Source organism: Huintestinicola butyrica (genome assembly GCF_025567215.1).
In the GTDB taxonomy this organism is placed as follows: Bacteria; Bacillota; Clostridia; order Oscillospirales; family Ruminococcaceae; genus Huintestinicola; species Huintestinicola butyrica.
This window is the reverse complement of record NZ_JAOQKB010000004.1, coordinates 16,657-37,574: the sequence shown is the minus strand read 5'-3', so window position 1 is coordinate 37,574 and position 20,918 is coordinate 16,657. Positions and strand designations below refer to the sequence as shown.

The window sequence follows — 20,918 nt, the reverse complement described above, 5'->3', positions numbered from 1 at the left end:
ATTGACAGGCAAGTCAATAGATGATATTATGAATTTATAACAATATGAATATGGAGAGTGATTTTTTGTTCTTCTGTGACTATCCTATCATACGCAGTGAAAAACAGCTGCCTGTTTATCTTGTGAATATGGGTCAGCAGCATTGCCAGGATCATATTATCCGTCCCGAGGGATATCCACATCATCAGATACTTTACTGCACAAAGGGCAGCGGAACGCTTATATGCGACGGGCGAAAAACTCACATTCCGCCCAATACCGCTGTATTCATGCCTGCAAACTATCCCCATGAATATTACGCCGAGGAAGATGTGTGGGATATCCACTGGATAGTGCCGTCGGGCTATGGCATTGACGATATGCTCAGGCAGTTCGGACTTGCCGAGCCGAGGGTGTGCAGCCTTGGAAATGTTAAAATGCTGGAGCATATTTTCAGGAAAATGCACGATGCCATAAGAGCGGACAGCCTTTTCGGCAATTACAGGGCATCGGGCTATTTGTACGATTTTCTTATCGAGTTTTACCGCCTTATCTCCGCAGAGGATACCTCTCTTTCCGTGTCTCCTGCGCTGATGAAAGCGGTGGATCACATCAATTACAATTATGCGTCGCCCATAACCATGGACGACCTTTGCGGCGCAGCGGGAGTATCAAAGCAGCATTTGTGCCTGCTTTTCAGGAACACGCTGAATATGCGCCCCATGGAATATGCGGCAAAGCGGCGTATCCAGGAGGCCAAGGCGCTGCTTATGGGCACGGACAAAAGCATTGAAGAGATATCTGAGGAAGTGGGCTTTGGGTCGGAAAGTTATTTCTGCAAGCTTTTCAAACGCTACGAGGGAATGACGCCCACGGATTTCAGAAACGCATAAAATATAACTATACCCTTGATTTTTGCCTGTACTGTGTGGTAAAATAATTACGGTGATAAACTTTGATAATACGAAACGATATGGAACTGGCGGCGGCAAAACAGCTGAGCCTTGATTTCAGCTGCACCCCACAGGACTTTTTTAAAAATGAAAACACTGTCACTGTGCCTGCGATTCGCAGGGGCAGGCGTGTATTTTCCGATGAGCCGCCTTTTTTTCGTGCGGCTACCATGGGCATGGGCGCTGTTATATGCGCAAGCGCCGATATTGCCGAATACACAAGGGCGCTGGCTAAAAACACAGCGGGAACGGAGATATTCACCGCTTCCGTAATGTCGGCGCTGAACCGTGAGCTTTTCAGTCACGGCTGCTGCATCGGGCTGCTCAATCAGTATTATGTCCCTGCGGTGCCCTACCGTCCTGCGGTAAGGAGCGAGGGCTTTACTCTTAGGGTGTTCGACGAGAATAACATTGCCGAGCTTTTTGAATACAAGGGCTTTGACAATGCCCTGCTGTACCGCACCGAGGGGGAGCGGCGTGATATCATTGCCGTCTGCGCCTTTAACGGCAGGAGCATCATGGGCATGGCGGGGGCATCATCGGACAGCCCCACCATGGCGCAGATAGGCATTGACGTTCTGCCCGAGTTCCGTGGAATGGGCGTGGGAGCGGCTCTTGTTGCTTCCTGCACCGCCGAGGTGCTGAGGAGCGGATATGTGCCATACTACGGCACATGGAGCGGAAATATCATTTCCCAGCGCATTGCCGCAAAGTGCGGCTATCGCCCCGCATGGTGCGAGATGACTTCGACTGAATTATAAGATTGGCATAATTTCTCCGCAGGCTATTTTCTCCCCCGAATTGCCCGAGGGCTGGGTGTGCAGGTCGTCAAAATTCCTGTGAATGATTATTGTGTGCCCGATAACGTCCTCCGAGGTAAAGCGTGTGGTGATGAAAGCAAAATATGCCGTGCCGTTATCGGCAAAAAGCGGCGGCATATCGCCCTTGTGGCAGGGGTGAAGACAGCCGTTGGGGTTGTAATGCCCCTTGACATCTGCAAAGGGGTCTTCCGCATTGCCTGTGCAGGTCATGCCCTCGTGAATGTGCATTGCGAAAACGCCGCACCGGCACTCGCCCTCCGACTTGGGCAGCCCGTAAACCGAGACAGATACCATTGTCCCAAGCTCCGTGGGAACGAACACCGCAAGCCCTCTGATATCTGGATATTTCTCCGAGCCTGTTATCACTGCGCTTGCTGCCTGATAAGAAGTGTTATACATAAAAAATCGCCTCCTGTTGCCATAAATATGCAGCAGGGGGCGATTTTATTATTACATTGAAATTTACTGATTAAGTCTGAAATGAACAGGTATGCCGTTTCTGTACTCGGTCTGTACCTCGCCCTGGATAAGGGGTAGGAAGTAGTTGAGAGCGTCGGTGGTAACATCGCTCTTGTCGGCGGATATCCAGTTTGCGGGGAAATATTTTTCCTTGTTTGCGGTTTCGCTTACGTCAAAGGAAACTATCTCGATGCGGTAAGGCTCGCTGCTTATCCTGCGGAAGCCCATCATTCTGCCGCTGTTGCCGTTAAGGGCACATTCCACAGCGGCTGCACCTATCTGCTCGGCTTCGTTCAGGTCGGTAAGGGAGGCAATGTGTGCGCTGCATCTCTGCATAACGTTCAGCTCAATGGAACGTACCTTGCAGCCGAAACGCTCTGCGCAGCGGTGCTCAAGATACTTGGCAACGCCCGAATTGTCCGTATGACCGAATGCGTCCGCACCTGTTTTCACATACTGTCTTTCATTGGGCACGATGCCCTCGGAAACGGCGATGATAACAGCCCTGTAGCGCTTCATCATTCTGCCCACATCAGCGAGAAATTCTTCCATATCAAAGCCGTTGGGAAAGGCTTCGGGAACGTAGATAAGGTGGGGAGCAGGCTCTCCGTTGGCTCTGAGTACGCAGGAGGAAGCGGTGAGCCAGCCTGCGTTTCTGCCCATTATCTCAACGATGGTGATGGACTGGATACTGTAAACACGGCTGTCACGGATTATCTCCTGGAGAGTGGTGGCAACGTACTTTGCGGCGGAGCCGAAGCCGGGGGTATGGTCTGTTCCGGGCAGGTCATTGTCGATGGTCTTGGGCACGCCGATTATCTTTACGTCGCAGCCCACTGCCTTGCAGTAGCGGTCAAGCTTTAAAACGGTGTCCATGGAGTCATTGCCGCCGATATAGAAAAATGCCTTTATGTCATATTCCTTGAAGGTCTCGATGATCTTCATATATTCGGCTTCGGTCTTGCTGTCCTTGGGGTCATATTCAGCCAGCTTATAGCGGCATGAGCCGAGGACTGTGGAGGGGGTCTTTTTCATAAGCTCCACATCATAATCAGATGTAAGTATGCTGTCGAGAGGAACAAGGTCGCCGTTTATCATTCCCTCGATACCGTTGATGGAGCCGTATATCCTGCCTATTTCGGGACATTGTGCCGCTCTTCTGAAAACGCCTGCCAATGAAGCGTTGATAGCAGCTGTGGGACCGCCTGACTGTGCTGCTGCTATATTGAATTTACCGCTGTCCGATAACATAAAAAAACCATCCTTTTCAAATTTATCCGACGTTGTCGCAATATTTGCTATAATTATTTTATCACATACCCGTCTTATAATGCTATATGCAGACTGAACGATATTTTTTGTTGATATTGCCGAAAAGTGGTTGTTTTTCACAGAAAAATTAGTGAAAACCATTACATTTTTCTGCGCTGCTTTAATACTAATCTTTAATCGTTCTATAGGTTGATTGAGGATTAGTATAAATCAATTTGTGCTCTGTGACATAAAAAGGCTGCCGAAATTGCTTCGGCAGCCGTGATCTGTAATATCAATAATATTTGCCTTTATTCTTCTTTATCATCATGATAATGATAACTATAGCCGCAGCTGCAACTACAACAACTACCACGATTATGATAATGATGGGAGCTATGCTGTCGCCATTGGGTGCGTTTGCTGCGATCTCTGCCGCATTGGGTCGGGTAAGCTCGGTAGCGGAGGTCTCCTCTGCTGTGGTCTCCTTGACAGTGGTTTCGGCAGCTGTGGTTGCCTCTGTCTCGGTAGTTTCCTCAGTTTCGGCCTCGGTCTCTTCCTCGACTGCAGCTTCTTCGATCTCAGCCTCGTCCTCTTCCTGAGTTTCGGCTTCGGCCTCAGCTTCGGTTGCTTCCTCAGTCTCAGCCTCGGTTTCTTCCTCGGTCTGAGCTTCTGTTTCAGCCTCGGCAGCAGTCTCCTCAGTCTGAACGGGAGCGGTGATATTGCAGTTTGTTACCTTCATGCCTGTAACGGTAAGGTTTACGCCTGTATCGCCCACGCAAATGGCATAAACGGTGTCGAAATTATCCGAGCCGTATGATGCTGCAATATCGCTGAATGAGAACTTTGCCTCAGTGTCGGTGTACTCATATGGAGCTATCTTGTTCCAGTCCTTGGTAACATCGGGGTTAGGCTTTACTGGACCGTCGCCCCATGTCTGCCAGATAAGCTCAACGGGAGATCCGTTTGCTTCGCCCGTGTATGTATAATCAACGATGACTTCAGAATCGGAGGTCATCCACATGGGGTTGAAGTTCTCGCTGTACTCCTCGTTTCCCAAAGCGGTGTAGCAGATAAAGGACTGACCCCATTTTCCGCCTGATTCGGAAGCGCCCGAAACATCAAACGTATAATCTTCCGCATAAGCGGTGGCAGCCAGTATTGCGCAGGAGAGGATACCCACTGCGGCAGCGGACATTGTCTTGAAAAGTTTCTTCATTTTTAAATATTCCTTTCCTAAAATATATACATACATATTTTAGTACATTTGTGAGAAAAAGTCAACAGCTTTTTATGCGATTTGAAAAATGACATTGTAAAGTGCTGGATTTTATCCGCAGATAAATTCGTTGAGACCCGTAAAAAGGGTATATGCCACTTGCCGCTGATAGTCACGGTCGGTGAGCTTTGCGGCCTCGTCGGGATTGGAAAGAAAGCCGCATTCAGCCATTACGGCGGGATTATTGCAGTAATAGCACAGGTAAAGCTCCTTGCCGCACAGCTTTGTTTCTCGCATATTGTCGGGCTGGAGATTTTTCACGAAAAGATTTTGCAGTATTGAAGCAAACCTCTCGCTGTCGGCATTGGCAGGGGAGTAGAACATCTGTGCGCCGCTGTATTTTGGGTCGGTGTAGGTGTTCTGGTGGACGGAAAGGCAGACTGCGTTGGGAAATTTGTTGAAAAGCTCCAGCCTGTTTTCCATGTCCGAGACCTTCTGGTTGCGTATGCCCGTGGTGCCGCTGTCGTGAATGGAAATGTCCCTGTCACGGGTGACGGCGGTGTCAAAGCCGTAAAGGCGGCACATATCACGCACCGACAGCATTATGCTCAGGTTGATGCCCTTTTCGGTCACGCCGTCGGCAGTGGAGCAGCCTCCGTCCATGCCGCCGTGGCCGCTGTCAAGGACGATGACCCTGGCGTTGGGGTCGCTTTCGGCGGTGTTGGTGTAAACGGCGCTGTCTATCTGCCCCATGGCGTAGTGTATCATCGCCGCAGACGCCATTACCGCAAGGGCGGAGAATATTGCTGTTCTGTACTTTCTCAGTTTTATCTTCATAAAAAAGCCCTGTCCTTTCATTTTGAATTGTTCTGATTCAATTCATATGAAAGAACAGGGTGGATTATGTTATTGATAGGGATTTTTGCATATATCTTTCGGCAAGACTTAAAGCCGATCATCTGTCATTTGTTTTTCTTGCCGTAAAGCAGCAGTGACTTTACATCAATATCACGGATAGTACATTCATAGGTGACGATTATAACTGCGGGAGCGATGAGAACCAGCACAAGGAGACCGAAAAGTCCGCCCCAGCTGAGAGCGTCAATAGTCCTGCCCGAGGTGAACAGGTCTATCCATGCGAGGCTCTGCATATTCGCCCAGATATAGTAGTTGAACACGTCTCCGATAACGCCCAGCTTTGACAGCAGCAGGACTATCCACATCACATACTGGGGCAGGGGAGCGGTGAGGGCCATTTTCAGGCTCATTTTCTTATCTTGCTGCCAACCGTGATATTTTACCAGATTTCTGTCACGGACAGCGGTGTTGTAGGTGAAGTTGAAATAAAGTCCGTTTGCGATAAGCACCGAGGCAATGGCGGTGAACAGCTTCATCACCATGAATTTTGTCATAAAGATTATCATGCACAGATTGAATATCGCACAAATGAACTCGCCTGCCAGCCACCAGAGCATTCCCTTTGCGGCTCTTTTGGCGAATTTTTCCTGAGTATCAGCAACCATGTTCGGGTAATTCCTTTCGATCAGCGTGTATCATACAATATTAGTATTATACATCACACAGTCCATGATTTCAAGACCTTTTATGTGATGATACGGGGAAATTTTCATTTGTGACCCTGAATGTCGAAATGTTTTTATTGACAAATTCAGCTGCCCTGTGATATGATTTGATTGTCTCACAGTGAGACGCAAAACGCCTGCCGCCACAGCTTTTGGATCCGTTTCATCAGCCGGGGCGGCTTGATTTTTATGTCTTGACATTTGTTAAGGAAATGTTATATAATATATCCGAGGTGTGATTTTGTGCTTGGATTTTATCTTGCTCTTCTGGACACTGCGGAGGACAAAAGCAGATTTGAAGAGCTTTATCTCACATACCGTCAGGATATGTACAAGACAGCGTTTGCTATCCTGCGAAGTCCTCAGTCAGCGGAGGACGCTGTACACGAAGCATTTATGATCGTTATCGGAAAATTAAATAAAATTTCAGAAATAAACTGTCCCCAAACCCGTGCTTATCTGATTATTATAGTAAAGAACCTTGCACTTAAAATGTACAACGAAAGTAAAAAAGTTATCATTGAAAATATTGATGAGACTGAGATATCTGACGGCACCGATCTTGAAGCCGATATTGTTTCAAAGCTCAGTGCGGAAGAGCTTAAAGAGCTGCTTTTAAAGCTGCCCGAGCAGTATTATCAGGTGCTTTTTCTGGAAATGTACATGGAGCTGAGCATATCCGAGACTGCGGAAAGTCTTGGAATAAGCTATGATAATGCCAAAAAGCGTTTGCAGCGTGCAAAAAGGTGCTTTGTTAAAATGATAAAGGAGCATTACGGCAGTGGATACACAACTTAAAAAAGCCTTTGAGGAAACGCTGGAAGCCCGCATAATCAGCACTGTGCCGGATATGCCCGATCATCGGTTCTCACCGCAGTTTGAGCGAAAGATGAAACGGCTTGCGAGCGGAGGTGCGCCAAAAAAGCTTACGGTAAGGCGGCTTTTTATATGCGTGACGGCGGCAATTATCGCAGCGGCGCTGGCGGCATCGTCCGTAAGTGCTGTGCGTGACTTTTTCAAAAGATTTTTCACTGAGCCTTTCAGCACCCACACTGCCGTTCAGTCAGCCGATACCGCAGAGGCTCCCGAGACTATTGAGGCGATTTATACTATTGATGTGCCTGAGGGGTTTGAGACAACATTTGAAGAACAGGTGTATGAATACACACAGTTCATAACATATGAATATGAAAAGGACGATAAGTATATCATTTTCTCACAGTATTCAAAAAAATCATTCAATGTTATGGTCGATACCGAAAATCAGGTTATGGAGTATATTACGGTAAATGGCAAGGAGGGGTATATTATTCGGCTTGATGATGATTCGTACTATATTTCATGGGATAACGGTGACTATATATTCGATATCGAGGGTAATATTGGTAAAAATCAACTAATTGAAATTGCTGAAACTGTGAAAAAAGCAGAATAAAAAATATTTTGTCGATTTTGTGTCCCCAAGCTTCCCGGTAAAAGATTAAATTAACAGATGGATATAATTCATCTTAATATATTATGAGAGGAGGGGCACACATGAAAAGACGTATATCGGCATTTATGCTTATCATCGCTATATTGTCAACACTTTGCGGAGTGACGGTTTGTGCGGTTGAACCAAGGTATTCCTATACAACCACTGCAACAAGTACACTATATATTTCATCAAATACAGCGTACTGCAAGAGCAAGGCGAGAGGAAAAACCACTGCAACCAAAATAGAAGCTGTTCAGTATCTGGAAAAGAAAAGCGGCAGTAAATGGTATGTAGTGACTGACGGCACATGGACTGATTCGGTGAATGATAGCCTGCTGATTGTCAGCAACAACAAAAGCGGACTTACCAGCGGTACATACCGTGTGAGAACTGTGTTTACAGTTTACAGCGGCAGCAATAGCGAAGAAGTTACTGCGATCAGTACAGAGGTAACGATTTGACGCAAATTTTTTTCCAAGGCAGACCGAGACAGATGCGAAGTGTGTCTGTTTCGGGTTTGCTCCCTGATTTAAGCACATTAAACGAACATAAGCATAGGGGGATATTACAATGATTCAAGAAATTGCGTTTTACAACAGTACATCTTGAATAGCAGAATATAGTTTTCCTCCGATATTTTGAAAGGAACGTTAAAATGAAAACATTAAACCGTGTGAAGAGCATTATAATGGCATTAGCTGTAGCTGTATCAATTTCTACAAGTTTAAATGTGTCTGCTGAGAGTGAATACGCTAATATTGAACCTATTTCTTACACTGATACTGAAAGCCGATTAGCTGCAAGCAATGTATGGCATACATTACCAAATTTTCCGCAGATGAAACAAAAAGGTAAATATGATTGCTGGAAAACCTGCATTCAGTCTGTGATTTCTTTCAGGTATGGCTATATTCCAACAAACAATAGCTTTGTACAGGCAGGAGCTGAGTATTTTAATACAACAGGAAGACAGCCGTTTTATGCTGAAGGGCTTTCTGACGCAAATCCTAATCCCAATGTTATGGATGTCCCATTAAATCACGAAGCACTTCCGTTTATGATTGGATATTTCCATGGATTTCCTTTGGGCGGAGTATATAATAGCAGATTAACAAACGCTCAAATAAAGGAACAGATTGATAAACGAATGCCCGTTATTATAACTTTGTATAAGAATGACGGTAACGTTGTCGGACAACATGATGTTGTTCTTATGGGTTATTCTACATCTTCGGCAAATCCAAATCAGATGACTAAGATTGCAATTATGGATCCAACTACAGGATCAATATGCACTGCTTCACTTCCGACTTCAGGCGGTGATGTAACATTTATTGCTAATGGCTCAGGCGAAACACATACATATGTTTGGAGTAAGTCTATTGTTTTATAACATATAAAGGAGACTAACTATGAAAAAGCTTATTTGTTTGTTGGCATTTGTATCGGCAGTGTGCCTGTCGGCATTTGCATTATCAGCATCTGTGTATGCGGACAATGATAATTTCACGGAAAAGTACATTGAAAAGTATCTGTCCGAGAACAGAGCGGATATAACATCGAAAATATCCGATAAGCTGGACGAGGTAAACGAAAATTCCGTAAACACAGTTTCGGGTACTATTGACATCAGAGAGCCTTTTACAATGCCCATATACCGCTGCTATTATGATGATGTTAAAATGAGCTCGGGTGATGAGATGTACTCGGTGATATCCTGTGAAGATCAGGCACTGGGTCTGCTGAAATTTACCCGCAGCATTACGGAAACGCCCGACGGCAGAGATGAGGAAAAGGTATATACTGATTTCTACTACCTGTCCGAAAGCAGCTGCCGTTCGCTTTCAGACGGTATATCTTTCTTTTACCTTTCAAGAGAGGGGACAGATGCAATAAATGATTTGGACGGAGGAGTAAGCACCACAGGAATATTTTCTGCTGCAAAATGCGGAAAGGCAGCGGGAGTATATTACAGCTGCGATGACATATATTCCGAAGAGGTGCGGAACGAATACGAAAACTATATCGGTCTTTCAGGCATAACACCGGATTATAAATTGCTTTCGGATAAAAACAATACACTCACAAACTGCGGCAGCATGATGTCTTTTGACTATAAAATCAAGGACACTGCAATGAAGCTTGGAAAAGATCAGCTTTACCGTATTCGCAGCAAGACAGGTGAGTATCTGACAGTAAGGTCGGGAAAGTTCTGTATGTCCGAGCTTTCAGACAGTGAGTCACAGTATTTTACAATAATAAAGAATGGCAAGGGCGGATATACCATTTCGCCTGCGGGAGAGAAAAGCTCGCTGTCATGCCGCAGCGGAAACAGCATTGAAATAAACACGTCATACTACGGCGAATATTGCTCCGTTATCGGTGTAAGAAGCGGTGACAGATTTATTGTTCTGACAATAAACAAGCAGGGCAAGCTTGTTTTTGCGAAATATCATTCCGATAAATATGATTATTACACTCAGGACTGGTATTTTGAGGCAGTGTGAGCATAGCAAAACCTATCAGATAACAGGAGCAAAAAAATGAAAAAGTCTATCGGATATACCATCATCGCAGCCGCACTTCTGCTTGCCGCCTGTGGGAGCGGGACAGATGAACAGGTAGTAAGCTGTTCAGCCGAAAGTGCATTGACCGAAAGTATCTCCGTTACAGATACGGTCAGTGAAACTTCCTCAGACTATGACAATGCCATAGAGCAGGAATATGACGGGCGCATCACGCAGCTTATGGACGCCTTTGCCCAAAAGGACAAGGAAACATTGCGAATGCTTTGCTCTGCGGACAGTGCCTCGGCGTTTGATTTTATTGACGGAGTTGATATTTCGGGGTACAGCATTATTTCATCGGAGCTGAATAAAGGCTCCAACCCCTCGGATTTTTCAAAGACCTATCATATCAGCGTTAATGTGACCGAAAGCGATGACGGGCGCTTTGAAAAAGGTGAAAATCTTTGGACGGTGACTGCTCTTGACCCTCTTGGAGAATACTCCCTTTTCGGAGCGCTTTCCATGAATGGAGAGGAACGGGAAAGTATCCGCTTGCTTGAGAGAAACGGCAATGTTTCCGATAAGGTGCGGTTCTGCTATGAGTGCATGGTGGAGCTGGAGCCTTACATAAGATATTCCGAGCCGATTGCAAAGGACGATGCCTTTTACAGCTCCCTTGCAAGATTTCTTGGCAAGTTTACCGAGTACAGTGCGGATAATTTCAACCATGCCGCTCAGAAATATTTTGGCATAGACGCAGGCTTTGATGATGATAATATACAACCGCTGTGGATTGGCGCTTATGAAAAGGAGGCTGTTGCGTATGAAGATGAAAACGAAGTCATCATTGATTTTTATGCCGATGCACTTTTGCTGACAAAAGCCTGCACTGTTAAATTCACCCTTGATGATACTGACGGATATATCCGCCTTGACGGCACGGAAGTGACATATGATTCGGGACTGAAAATAGCATCATATACTACATAAATTTCAGAAAGCAGGTGACAGATGAGCGGGACTGCCTTAAAAATAATCGCTCTCATACTTATGACAGCTGACCACATCGGGGCATATATTCCCAATATGCCCCTGTGGCTCAGGTGGATAGGTCGGCTGTCCTCTCCTCTGTTTTTCTTCTGCGCTGCAGAGGGAGCGGTGCATACAAGCAATAGGCGCAGATATCTTAAAAGGCTGTGGCAGGCAAGCGCTGTCATGGTGCTGACGGAAGCTGTTCTTGATCCGCTGATGTCCATGTATTTCAAGCTCCGTATAGGCAGGTTCGACAATAACATTTTTCTGTCATTATTCCAGGGCGTGCTTATAATATCTATGCTTGAAAACACAAAAAACGACAGTCGGAAAAGGAAAAAATATCTTCTGGGATACGGGGGATATCAGCTTGCAATGGCTGTGCTGTCCTATGCTGCCGATGTGGCTGACCCCATTGCAGCGACAGGGATAGAAATTCATCTTATCCCGCTGCTGAGTGACTGGCAGAGGATAGTTTTTACACTGCTCGGCTCACTGTGGCACAGTGAGGGACCTGCCGTACTTACCGCTTCCATAGTCCTTTTCTATTTTTGCCGTGAAAACAAAAAGCGGCTGGCGGTGTGGTATTCGGCTTACTGCGGACTGTATTTCCTGATATTCGTGCCGCAGATGGGAATACATTTCTTTAATTTCCTGCAAAGGTGCGGAATGTCTCAAGACCTTGTTTATGTGCTTTCCATGCCTGTGAATGCACTGGGCATACCAACTATGAGGATAGATACGGCGAGGAGCTTTGCCGACTCTCTGCTTAGGATAAACTTTCAGTGGATGATGATATTTTCTCTCCCGCTCCTTCTGAGTTACAACGGGAAAAAGGGAAAAGATCTTGGCAGGTTTTTCTATGTGTATTATCCCGTTCATCTTATTATACTGCACATTATCGGGGCACTGCTTCAGTCATAAGCTTATTCGGAGGACAGCATGAAAAGTAAAATAACGAAAATAATCTTTTGGATTTATAATATAATAATGCTCCTGTTCTATTTCAGGATACTGCCCAAGCCGGTAAATCTGGCAATGTCAAGAGAGCTGGTGCGTGATATGTGTGCTGGCGGCTGGCAGGTCTATAATCTTGTTCCGTTCAGCTCCTACAGCAGCTTTGTGATAGACCCCACAGGGAGTATCATGCGTATTATATGGCATATAGCTATGTTTGCGATGCTTGCATTCCTGCTTTCGGCAGCCTTTGAAGATATGCCGATGAAAAAGCGATGTGCACTGCTTTTGGTATATGCGCTTCTGCCTGAGGTTGTGCAGTTTGTGCTTTCCATAGGACTTTTTGACATTGATTCGGTGATACAGAATATTTTCGGTGCGGCTTTGGAACTGCTGGCAGCGTGGGCTTTTGGAAGATTTTTCGGCAGGAGAAAAGCTCAGGTTTGATGTACACAAGTACCTGATATTCGGAAGGAATGAGACATATGCAATGGACTAAACACAAGAGCATTACAGCTGTTTTTGCAATATCGGCTGCTGCCGCTGCGGCGTGGTTTGCGTTTGTATCTTTTGACAGGGCGGGGGCTTTCGATGAAAAGCCCGAAAGCGGCTGGATACATGAGGAGTGCGATTATACCGATTATTACTTTAATCAGCACCTGAATGACGGCGGCGTATGCACACATGACCTGAGCTATACGGAGCCTGCCATACCTGTGGGCAGCTATTATCCCGACGGTGATGCTTCGGCGGATCATTATATGGAGGTCTCGTTCGAGGACGGAAAGTATTACATGACATACAAAAGTCCCGACGGCAGCCTTTACGGCGATGAAGCATCGGAATATTACGGAAAAAAGCAGTTTATCGTTCATACCATTCATTCAAACGACAGTGTGGTCATATGCACTCAGTGGCATGACAGGACATCAGCTGATGATGATGGATTTTCTGAGGGACTGTGGCCGGGCGAAAAGATCATTGTGGACGGCACTCTCAAAGGCGTTGTTTTTAACGATGACGGCTCAGTCGATATCCAGCCCTATGATCTGGGCGCAGGATATAATCAGTCAGATGTTCGGAATGGGATATATATGAAAATGGCTGAAAGCAGATGATGTTTTGCATGAAGCCGATATGCTTCAGAACGTATCGGCTTCATAAGCTTATTTATCGGAGGACATCATGAAAAGTAAAATAATGAAAATTATCTTTTGGATTTATAATATAATAATGCTCCTGTTTTATTTCAGGATACTGCCAAAACCTGTAAATCTTACCATGTCAAGAGAGCTGGTGCGTGATATGCGTGCTGGCGGCTGGCAGGTCTATAATCTTGTTCCGTTCAGTTCCTACAGCAGCTTTGTGATAGACCCCACAGGGAGTATCATGCGTATTATATGGCATATAGCTATGTTTGCGATGCTTGCATTCCTGCTTTCGGCAGCCTTTGAAGATATGCCGATGAAAAAGCGATGCGCACTGCTTTTGGTATATGCGCTTCTGCCTGAGGTTGTGCAGTTTGTGCTTTCCATAGGACTTTTTGACATTGATTCAGTGATACAGAATATTTTCGGTGCGGCTTTGGGACTGCTGGCGGCGTGGGCTTTTGGAAGACTTTTCGGCAGGAGAAAAGCTCAGGTTTGATGTACACAAGTACCTGATATTCGGAAGGAATGAGACGTACTTGACGGCACGGAAGTGACATATGATTCGGGACTGAAAATAGCATCATATACTACATAGATCTCGGAAAGCAGGGCGGCATATGAGCGGAACAGCATTAAAAATCATTGCACTCATACTTATGACAGCCGACCATATCGGGGACTATATCCCCGATATGCCCCTGTGGCTCAGGTGGATAGGGCGGATATCCTCGCCACTGTTTTTCTTCTGTGCCGCAGAGGGAGCGGTGCATACAAGCGACAGGCGCAGATATCTTAAACGGCTCTGGCAGGCAAGCGCTGCCATGGCCATGCTGGAAGCTGTACTGCCTGCGGTTTTGTCCATGTATTTCAGGATAACCTTGTACGATTTCGATAATAATATTTTTCTTTCCATATTTCAGGGCGTGCTTATTATCTCCATACTTGAAAGCACGAAAAACGACAGTCGGAAAAGGACAAAATATCTTCTGTGCTATGGTGGATATCAGTTTATACTGGCAGTGCTTTCATATACTGTTGAGGTCAATGACCCGATCATGGCGGCAGGCATAGATATAAACCTTATCCCCATACTAAGGGACTGGGACAGTATAGTGTTCACCCTGCTCGGCTCTTTGTGGCACAGTGAGGGACCTGCTGTTCTTACAGCTTCCATAGTTCTGTTTTATTTCTGCCGTGAAAATAAAAAGCGGCTGGCGGTGTGGTATTCGACATACTGCGCTCTGTATTTCCTTATATTTGTGCCGCAGATCGGAATACATTTTTTCAATTTCCTGCAAAGGTGCGGGCTGCCAAGCAAGCTGGTTTATCTGCTTGCGCTGCCGATAAATGCACTGGGCATACCGACTATGAGGATAGATACGGCGAGAAACTTTACCGACTCTCTGCTTAGGATAAATTTTCAGTGGATGATGATATTTGCGCTCCCGTTTATGCTTATGTATAACGGCAAAAAGGGAAAGGGCTTGGGCAGGCTGTTTTACATATATTACCCTGTTCATCTTGTTATCATTCACATTATATCGGCGATAATATGACCCATAATAATCTCAGGCTGACGGACATTAGTATTTCGTCAGCCTGAGCTTTATTTTACCCTGACAGATACTTATAAAACGGTTGCAATTTCCGCAGCGCTATGATATAATGATAAAATACGATATTATGCAAAATTCAATGAAACCGTTAAAACAGAGGAATTTTTATGCCGAACACCGAAAATGAGCTTATCCATATTGAGGGCACTGTGGAGACCGTTTTGTTCTGCAATGAACAGAACGGCTATATCGTCCTCGACCTTGACACTGGCGGCGACTATGTTACCGTGGTGGGTGAGCTGGGAACTATCGAAGAGGGCGAGGAGCTGCGGCTCACGGGAAAATATGTCACTCACCCCAAATTCGGCGCTCAGTTCAGGGCAGAGGCGTGCGAGCGGAAGCTGCCTGCCACTGAGACCGCCATACTGAAATATCTTTCCTCGGGAGTTATAAAGGGCATCGGCCCCACCCTTGCAAAGCGCATGGTGGAGGAGTTCGGCGACAAAACTCTGGAGGTCATTGAAAACACCCCCGAGGATCTTATAAAGGTCAAGGGAATGTCCGCCAAAAAGGCTGACGAGATATCACAGGAATTCAGGCGCATTTTCGGCATACGTGCGCTGATGATATTCCTTGCGGGCTACGGAGTTTCCCCCTCTGTGGCGGTGTCCGCATGGAAGCGGTGGGGGCAGTTTGCGGTGGAGCAGATAAAGGCGAACCCCTACATTCTCTGCTCCCAGGGCATTGAGCTGGAATTTTCCAAGGCTGAGGAAATGGCAGCAAAGCTGGAGATACCCAAGGACAGCCCGGGACGCATAAGGGCGGGCATTTGCTATATCCTTACCCACAATGCTTTTAACGGTCACACCTGTCTGCCGGAGGACAGGCTGAAAGAAACTGCCGTAAAGCTGCTGGACGTGGGCGAAGAGGTGTTTGACGATAATCTTTCCGCTGCCTGCGATGATGACGAGCTGTGCGTTTATGACAAGGACGGCAGGAGCTTCGTATTTTTGCAGGACTTTTTCCGTGCGGAGCAGTACATAAGCACCCGACTTTCCGTGATGAACGACTGTTTCAAGGACACGGGAACGGATTACAGCAAGCTTATCGACATTGAAGAGAAAACAAAGATAATCACCTATGCGGACAAGCAGAGAGAGGCTATATCTCTTGCACTTTCAAAGGGCTTTCTTATCCTGACGGGCGGCCCCGGTACAGGTAAGACCACTACCCTCAAAGCCATAATCTCTCTTTATGAGCAGAGGGGCATGAAGGTGATGATAACTGCTCCTACAGGACGTGCGGCGAAGCGTATCGCCGACCTGACGGGATATCCCGCCAAGACCATTCACCGCCTGCTGGAAGTGATGTACGACAAGTCGGGGCAGCTTAAATTCAAGCACAACGAGCAGGATCCTGTTTCCTGTGATGTTATGATAATAGATGAGATGTCCATGGTGGATACTCTGCTTTTTGAGTCGCTGCTCAGGGCTTTAAAGCTTTCGTGCAGGCTCATAATGGTAGGTGACAGCGACCAGCTTCCCTCGGTGGGGGCGGGAAATATCCTGAAAGACATGATAGACAGCGGCAGGCTGACTGTTGTTGCCCTTAACGAGATATTCCGACAGGCTCAGCAGAGCTGTATCATCACCAATGCCCACAAGATAGTGAACGGCGAGGAGCCTGACCTTTCCCGCAAGGACAGCGACTTTTTCTTTATGCAGCGCCTTGATGCGGAGGGGGCGGCAGTGACCGTCACTGAGCTTTGCAGCAGGCGGCTTCCCGATGCTTACGGCTATTCTCCGCTGGATGATATTCAGGTGCTGTGTCCCTCACGAAAGGGCATACTGGGTTCGGTGGAGATGAACAAGATGCTCCAGAGGGTGCTCAATCCCCCGAAAAAGGAGCTTTCCGAGGTAAAGGGCATACTTTTCACCTTCCGTGACGGCGATAAGGTGATGCAGACCAAAAATAACTACGATATTGTCTGGAAAAAGGACGGCGAGAACGGCACGGGAATTTTCAACGGCGATATCGGCACTATAGTAAAGGTAAAGCGTGGCGAGGGCACTGTGGTCATCGACTTCGAGGGGCGCATTGCGGAATACTCCCTTGAAATGCTGGAACAGCTGGAGCTTGCCTATGCCATTACCGTTCACAAGAGCCAGGGCAGCGAGTTCACGGCAGTGATAATCCCGCTGCTTGGCGGATTTGACAAGCTTTATTACAGAAATCTCCTTTACACGGCGGTAACGAGAGCCAAAAAGATGCTTATAATCGTCGGCTCCAAATCCATTGTGGAGAAGATGGTGCATAACGACAGGCGCACGCTCCGCTACACCTGCCTGCGGCATATGATAGAAAGCGAGCTGGGCTGATATGGACAGGCGCATTATTGCGGGGGACGATGTTTTTTCAAATTGCTTTTCGAGTGCTTTTAAAAGCAATTTGAAAGCCTATCTGCTTGACCTTGCCTTTCCAAACCGCTGTCCTTTCTGCGGTGAGTTCATTGCCTATGATATTCTGTGCTGCGAAAAGTGCTTTCATGAGGCTCTGTGGGCTGATGAAAATATATGCACAGGCTGCGGGAAATCGCTCCTCAAAGGTTGCATATGCGGAAATGTGAGCTATGACGGCTGCTATGCGGCGGCATATTATGCGGATAGCGTAAGGGACTGTATCCACAACCTTAAATTCCACGGCAACACAAACGGTGCCGACATATTCGGCAGGGTGCTGCGTGACAGACTGGAAACGGCCGGCGTTTTGAGCGGTATTGACCTTATAGTCCCCGTTCCCATGACATCAAAGCAGAAGCGTGAGCGTGGATATAATCAGGCGGAGCTTATTGCAAGGGCGATATCGGCAGGCGAGGTGCCTGTGGAAGATGTGCTTTGCAGAAAGCACGTTAAGACATCGCAGCATCTTCTCGGCGCTGAGGAGCGCAGGAGTGCGGTGGGAAAACAGTATTCGGCGACAGAACGTGACCTTTCGGGCATGACGGTACTTCTTGCAGACGATGTTATCACAACAGGCTCGACCCTCAGCTGCTGCGCATCGCTCCTTAAACAGATGGGAGCGGTAAGGGTGATATGCGCTGCTGCGGCAACTGTATAAATATAGTAATAAGGTGGTTTTTTATTTGAAAAGCAATACAAAGGTGGCAGCTATCCATGACCTTTCGGGCGTGGGACGCTGTTCGCTGACGGTGATACTGCCTACCCTTTCGGCCATGGGCATTCAGGTATGTCCCGTTCCCACGGCGATACTTTCCACGCACACGGGCGGTTTCGGTGATGTGGTCATGCGTGATCTTACCGATTATATGTCCCCTGCACTGGAGCATTATAAGCGGTTCGATATGGATTTTGACTGCATTTACAGCGGATTTCTTGCTTCTACCGACCAGATAGATCACTGCCTGGAGTTTTTTGCGGACTATCCCAAGGCGCTCAAAGTGGTGGATCCCGTTATGGCAGACCACGGAAAGCCCTATAAGACCTGCACCGCCGAGCTGCGCCGCAGAATGGGAGAGCTTGTTGCTGTGGCGGATATCATCACGCCCAACATGACCGAGGCAGCCATACTTCTGGGCGAGGATCCCAATCTGCTTCCCCGCTCCGCTTCGGAGATGAAAAGCATTCTGGTGAGACTTTCAAAGCTTGGCCCCAAGATAGTCGTCATCACCAGCGCATTTATCTGCGGAGAATGCTGCAATGTGGGCTATGACAGTGAGCACAACAAGTTCTGGAAGGTGCCCTATGTGCAGGTGAACGCAAGCTATCCCGGCACAGGAGATGTGTTTGCTTCCGTACTTACGGGAGCGGTTCTGAGAGGGGACAGCCTGCCCATTGCCATGAACAGGGCAGCGTCATTCCTGGAGCTTGCAATCAAGACCACATACAGCTACTGCACCGACCCCAGAGAAGGCATCATGCTTGAAAGATGCCTGGGCTTTCTTATTGATAACCCCAATCTCTGCGATTACGAAACACTGTGAGAAAGGATATGCTATGCCTTCTTTGAATATAGTTCTTGTGGAGCCGCAGATACCTCAGAACACGGGAAATATAGCACGCACCTGTGCTGTTACGGGAGCAAGGCTCCATCTTGTCCGTCCCATGGGCTTTCAGATAGATGACAAAAAGCTGAAGCGTGCTGGACTTGACTACTGGGACAAGCTTGACATAAGCTACTATGACAATACAGATGATTTCTTTGAGAAAAACAGCGGCGGGAATTATTTCTTCTTCACCACCAAGGGCAGGAAGATACATTCCGATGCAGAATATCCCGACAACAGCTTTCTTATTTTCGGACGTGAGGACGCTGGGCTTCCCGAAGAGCTTTTGTATGCCCACCCCGATGAATGTGTAAGAATACCCATGAGAAGCACGCTGAGAAGCCTTAATCTGTCAAACTCCGCTGCCATTGCGGTTTATGAGGTGCTGAGGCAGTGGGGCTATCCCGACCTTGAAACAAAGGGTCAGCTCACAAAATTTTCATGGTAAAATATAATCATAATTATGCCGCAAAAGCGGCGGAATGGAGAAAATCATGGCAAAAATAAAGATCATCACAGACTCGGCAGCCGATATCGCTAAGGCTGACAGCGCAAAGTACGGCATTGACGTTCAGGGCTTCCCCATCACCGTAGGCGACAAGAGCTTCCGTGACGGCGATATTTCCAACGACGAATATTACGACCTTATCGACGCTTCCGCTGAGCTTCCCGTTCATTCTCAGCTCACAGCATTTGAGTTCGAGGAGCTTTATGAAAAATATGCGGAAGAGGGTTACGGGGATATCTTCTATGTTTCCATAAATGCCCACGGTTCCGCTACATATCAGAATGCCTGCATGGCAAGGGATAATTTCTTTGAGGCTCACCCCGAAAAGAAGGGCTCCCTGAGGATACGTGTGCTTGATTCCACCAGCTATTCGGGCGCATACGGCTATCCCGTTATCCGTGCGGCGCAGATGGCAGAAGAGGGCAGCTCTGCCGATGATATCGAAAAGTATCTTACAGACTGGTTCGAGGTGAACGAAGTTTATCTTGCCACCTATACCCTCAGATTTGTAAAGAAGTCGGGACGTATCAGCGCTGCTGCCGCATTTGCGGGAGAGGTGCTTGGTCTCAAACCCATTATCCTGCTCAAGGGTGCCGGCACAAAGGTAGTGGCAAAGCCCAGAGGAGAGCAGAATGTTGTTCCCAAGCTTGCCGACGTTGCCTGCAGCAGGATAGAAAAGGATTCGCCTTACATCATTATCGGCGGCAGAGACCTGAGCCGTGCAAAGGAGCTTTCGGAGCTGCTTACAAAGCGCCTGGGATATCCTCCCGTTGATTTTTCGTTCAGAGTAGGCGGAGCAGTTGCGGCAAACAGCGGCCCCGATGTTGTAGCTGTGGCATTTAAGGCTAAGCAGGAGTGAAAAATTTCAAAAAACACTTTACAAATGCAAAAATGTATGATATAATAATTCCGTTGTGCTGTATGTGCATGACACAGCCCTCCACTAAGCTTACGGGTAAAGCCCGATAGGGAACATACCTGCCGTATGCCCGGTGAGGGGAAATATTTTAAAGAGGTGTATTTATTATGATGCTCAAGGAAGAAAAGAACGCTATTATCGAAGCTAACAAGATGAGCGAGAACGATACCGGTTCTCCCGAGGTTCAGATCGCAATTCTCACTAAGAGAATCAACGACCTTAACGCTCACCTCAAGGCTCACAACAACGACCACCACTCCAGAAGAGGTCTTCTTAAGATGGTAGGTCACAGACGTAATCTGCTTGCTTACCTTCAGAAGAAGGATATCAACAGATATCGTGCAATCGTTGAGAAGCTCGGTCTTCGTAAGTAATTCTTTCTTAAAGGCAGAATGTAAAGGCCTTGCCTTTACTCTGCCTTTAATACTAATTTCAAACCGAACTATAGACAGATACGACAGCTTGCCGTAATTGTCTATAGAA

Annotated in this window: 24 protein-coding genes; 19 read left to right on the top strand and 5 right to left on the bottom strand. The window is 47.0% G+C overall.

Annotation, left to right across the window (positions count from 1 at the left end):
* The first annotated feature begins 65 nt into the window (after positions 1 to 65).
* Together OCV68_RS05695 and OCV68_RS05690 are read left to right on the top strand one after the other, a co-directional pair.
* Entirely contained in the window at positions 66 to 872 is an 807-nt protein-coding gene (locus tag OCV68_RS05695; RefSeq protein ID WP_262571368.1) for an AraC family transcriptional regulator, read from the top strand.
* Positions 873 to 934: 62 nt separating this feature from the next.
* On the top strand, positions 935 to 1,693 hold the full coding sequence (locus OCV68_RS05690) for a GNAT family N-acetyltransferase (protein ID WP_262571367.1): 759 nt from the start codon (positions 935 to 937) through the stop codon (positions 1,691 to 1,693).
* On the opposite strand, the gene OCV68_RS05685 is transcribed toward OCV68_RS05690, so the two are convergent.
* The 5 genes from OCV68_RS05685 to OCV68_RS05665 form a co-directional block, all read right to left on the bottom strand.
* Positions 1,688 to 2,152, bottom strand: coding sequence for a superoxide dismutase family protein (locus OCV68_RS05685; RefSeq protein ID WP_262571365.1), 465 nt, complete (start codon positions 2,150 to 2,152; stop codon positions 1,688 to 1,690). The genes OCV68_RS05690 and OCV68_RS05685 overlap by 6 nt on opposite strands.
* A 63-nt stretch (positions 2,153 to 2,215) precedes the next feature.
* The gene (locus OCV68_RS05680) at positions 2,216 to 3,463 is read right to left on the bottom strand and encodes a 6-phosphofructokinase (protein ID WP_022475495.1); all 1,248 of its coding nucleotides are present in this window, start codon (positions 3,461 to 3,463) and stop codon (positions 2,216 to 2,218) included.
* 295 nt (positions 3,464 to 3,758) lie between these two features.
* Positions 3,759 to 4,682: a hypothetical protein gene (locus OCV68_RS05675; RefSeq protein ID WP_262571363.1), complete on the bottom strand. Its 924-nt coding sequence runs from the start codon at positions 4,680 to 4,682 to the stop codon at positions 3,759 to 3,761.
* 111 nt (positions 4,683 to 4,793) lie between these two features.
* On the bottom strand, positions 4,794 to 5,519 hold the full coding sequence (locus OCV68_RS05670) for an N-acetylmuramoyl-L-alanine amidase (RefSeq protein WP_022475497.1): 726 nt from the start codon (positions 5,517 to 5,519) through the stop codon (positions 4,794 to 4,796).
* A 125-nt stretch (positions 5,520 to 5,644) separates the two neighbouring features.
* Positions 5,645 to 6,205, bottom strand: coding sequence for a hypothetical protein (locus OCV68_RS05665; protein ID WP_147622489.1), 561 nt, complete (start codon positions 6,203 to 6,205; stop codon positions 5,645 to 5,647).
* Between the two features lie 303 nt (positions 6,206 to 6,508).
* Here OCV68_RS05665 and OCV68_RS05660 point away from each other — a divergent pair, with 303 nt between their 5' ends.
* The 17 genes from OCV68_RS05660 to rpsO all read left to right on the top strand — a co-directional run bounded on the left by OCV68_RS05660 (position 6,509) and on the right by rpsO (position 20,809).
* On the top strand, positions 6,509 to 7,063 hold the full coding sequence (locus OCV68_RS05660; RefSeq protein WP_262571361.1) for an RNA polymerase sigma factor: 555 nt from the start codon (positions 6,509 to 6,511) through the stop codon (positions 7,061 to 7,063).
* On the top strand, positions 7,047 to 7,700 hold the full coding sequence (locus OCV68_RS05655) for a DUF4367 domain-containing protein (RefSeq protein WP_262571360.1): 654 nt from the start codon (positions 7,047 to 7,049) through the stop codon (positions 7,698 to 7,700). Before OCV68_RS05660 ends, OCV68_RS05655 begins: the two co-directional genes overlap by 17 nt.
* Positions 7,701 to 7,801: 101 nt before the next feature.
* Complete coding sequence (locus OCV68_RS05650; protein ID WP_262571358.1) at positions 7,802 to 8,203, top strand: hypothetical protein; 402 nt, start codon at positions 7,802 to 7,804, stop codon at positions 8,201 to 8,203.
* Between the two features lie 194 nt (positions 8,204 to 8,397).
* Positions 8,398 to 9,135 (top strand): papain-like cysteine protease family protein, encoded by a 738-nt coding sequence (locus tag OCV68_RS05645; RefSeq protein WP_262571356.1) that lies wholly within the window; start codon positions 8,398 to 8,400, stop codon positions 9,133 to 9,135.
* Positions 9,136 to 9,154: 19 nt separating this feature from the next.
* Entirely contained in the window at positions 9,155 to 10,249 is a 1,095-nt protein-coding gene (locus tag OCV68_RS05640) for a hypothetical protein (protein ID WP_262571354.1), read from the top strand.
* 36 nt (positions 10,250 to 10,285) lie between these two features.
* On the top strand, positions 10,286 to 11,239 hold the full coding sequence (locus OCV68_RS05635; protein ID WP_262571352.1) for a hypothetical protein: 954 nt from the start codon (positions 10,286 to 10,288) through the stop codon (positions 11,237 to 11,239).
* A 21-nt stretch (positions 11,240 to 11,260) separates the two neighbouring features.
* On the top strand, positions 11,261 to 12,205 hold the full coding sequence (locus OCV68_RS05630) for a conjugal transfer protein TraX (protein ID WP_262571351.1): 945 nt from the start codon (positions 11,261 to 11,263) through the stop codon (positions 12,203 to 12,205).
* Positions 12,206 to 12,223: 18 nt separating this feature from the next.
* The gene (locus OCV68_RS05625; protein WP_262571349.1) at positions 12,224 to 12,685 is read left to right on the top strand and encodes a VanZ family protein; all 462 of its coding nucleotides are present in this window, start codon (positions 12,224 to 12,226) and stop codon (positions 12,683 to 12,685) included.
* Between the two features lie 38 nt (positions 12,686 to 12,723).
* Positions 12,724 to 13,356, top strand: a complete 633-nt coding sequence (locus OCV68_RS05620; protein WP_262571347.1) for a hypothetical protein — start codon at positions 12,724 to 12,726, stop codon at positions 13,354 to 13,356.
* A 67-nt stretch (positions 13,357 to 13,423) separates the two neighbouring features.
* A complete protein-coding gene (locus OCV68_RS05615) occupies positions 13,424 to 13,885 on the top strand; it encodes a VanZ family protein (RefSeq protein WP_262571345.1) in 462 nt (153 codons plus the stop codon).
* 121 nt (positions 13,886 to 14,006) lie between these two features.
* A complete protein-coding gene (locus OCV68_RS05610) occupies positions 14,007 to 14,945 on the top strand; it encodes a conjugal transfer protein TraX (RefSeq protein ID WP_262571343.1) in 939 nt (312 codons plus the stop codon).
* Positions 14,946 to 15,112: 167 nt separating this feature from the next.
* Positions 15,113 to 17,323, top strand: coding sequence for an SF1B family DNA helicase RecD2 (gene recD2, locus OCV68_RS05605; RefSeq protein ID WP_022475507.1), 2,211 nt, complete (start codon positions 15,113 to 15,115; stop codon positions 17,321 to 17,323).
* A gap of 1 nt (position 17,324) precedes the next feature.
* Positions 17,325 to 18,062 carry a ComF family protein gene (locus OCV68_RS05600; RefSeq protein ID WP_262571340.1) on the top strand — a complete coding sequence of 246 codons (738 nt, stop codon included), beginning with the start codon at positions 17,325 to 17,327 and terminating at the stop codon, positions 18,060 to 18,062.
* A 25-nt stretch (positions 18,063 to 18,087) separates the two neighbouring features.
* Positions 18,088 to 18,945 carry a pyridoxamine kinase gene (locus tag OCV68_RS05595; RefSeq protein ID WP_022475509.1) on the top strand — a complete coding sequence of 286 codons (858 nt, stop codon included), beginning with the start codon at positions 18,088 to 18,090 and terminating at the stop codon, positions 18,943 to 18,945.
* 13 nt (positions 18,946 to 18,958) lie between these two features.
* Positions 18,959 to 19,456, top strand: a complete 498-nt coding sequence (gene trmL, locus OCV68_RS05590; protein WP_147622479.1) for a tRNA (uridine(34)/cytosine(34)/5-carboxymethylaminomethyluridine(34)-2'-O)-methyltransferase TrmL — start codon at positions 18,959 to 18,961, stop codon at positions 19,454 to 19,456.
* A gap of 46 nt (positions 19,457 to 19,502) precedes the next feature.
* Complete coding sequence (locus OCV68_RS05585; RefSeq protein ID WP_262571338.1) at positions 19,503 to 20,375, top strand: DegV family protein; 873 nt, start codon at positions 19,503 to 19,505, stop codon at positions 20,373 to 20,375.
* A gap of 167 nt (positions 20,376 to 20,542) precedes the next feature.
* The gene (rpsO, locus tag OCV68_RS05580) at positions 20,543 to 20,809 is read left to right on the top strand and encodes a 30S ribosomal protein S15 (protein ID WP_022475512.1); all 267 of its coding nucleotides are present in this window, start codon (positions 20,543 to 20,545) and stop codon (positions 20,807 to 20,809) included.
* Positions 20,810 to 20,918: the final 109 nt, after the last annotated feature.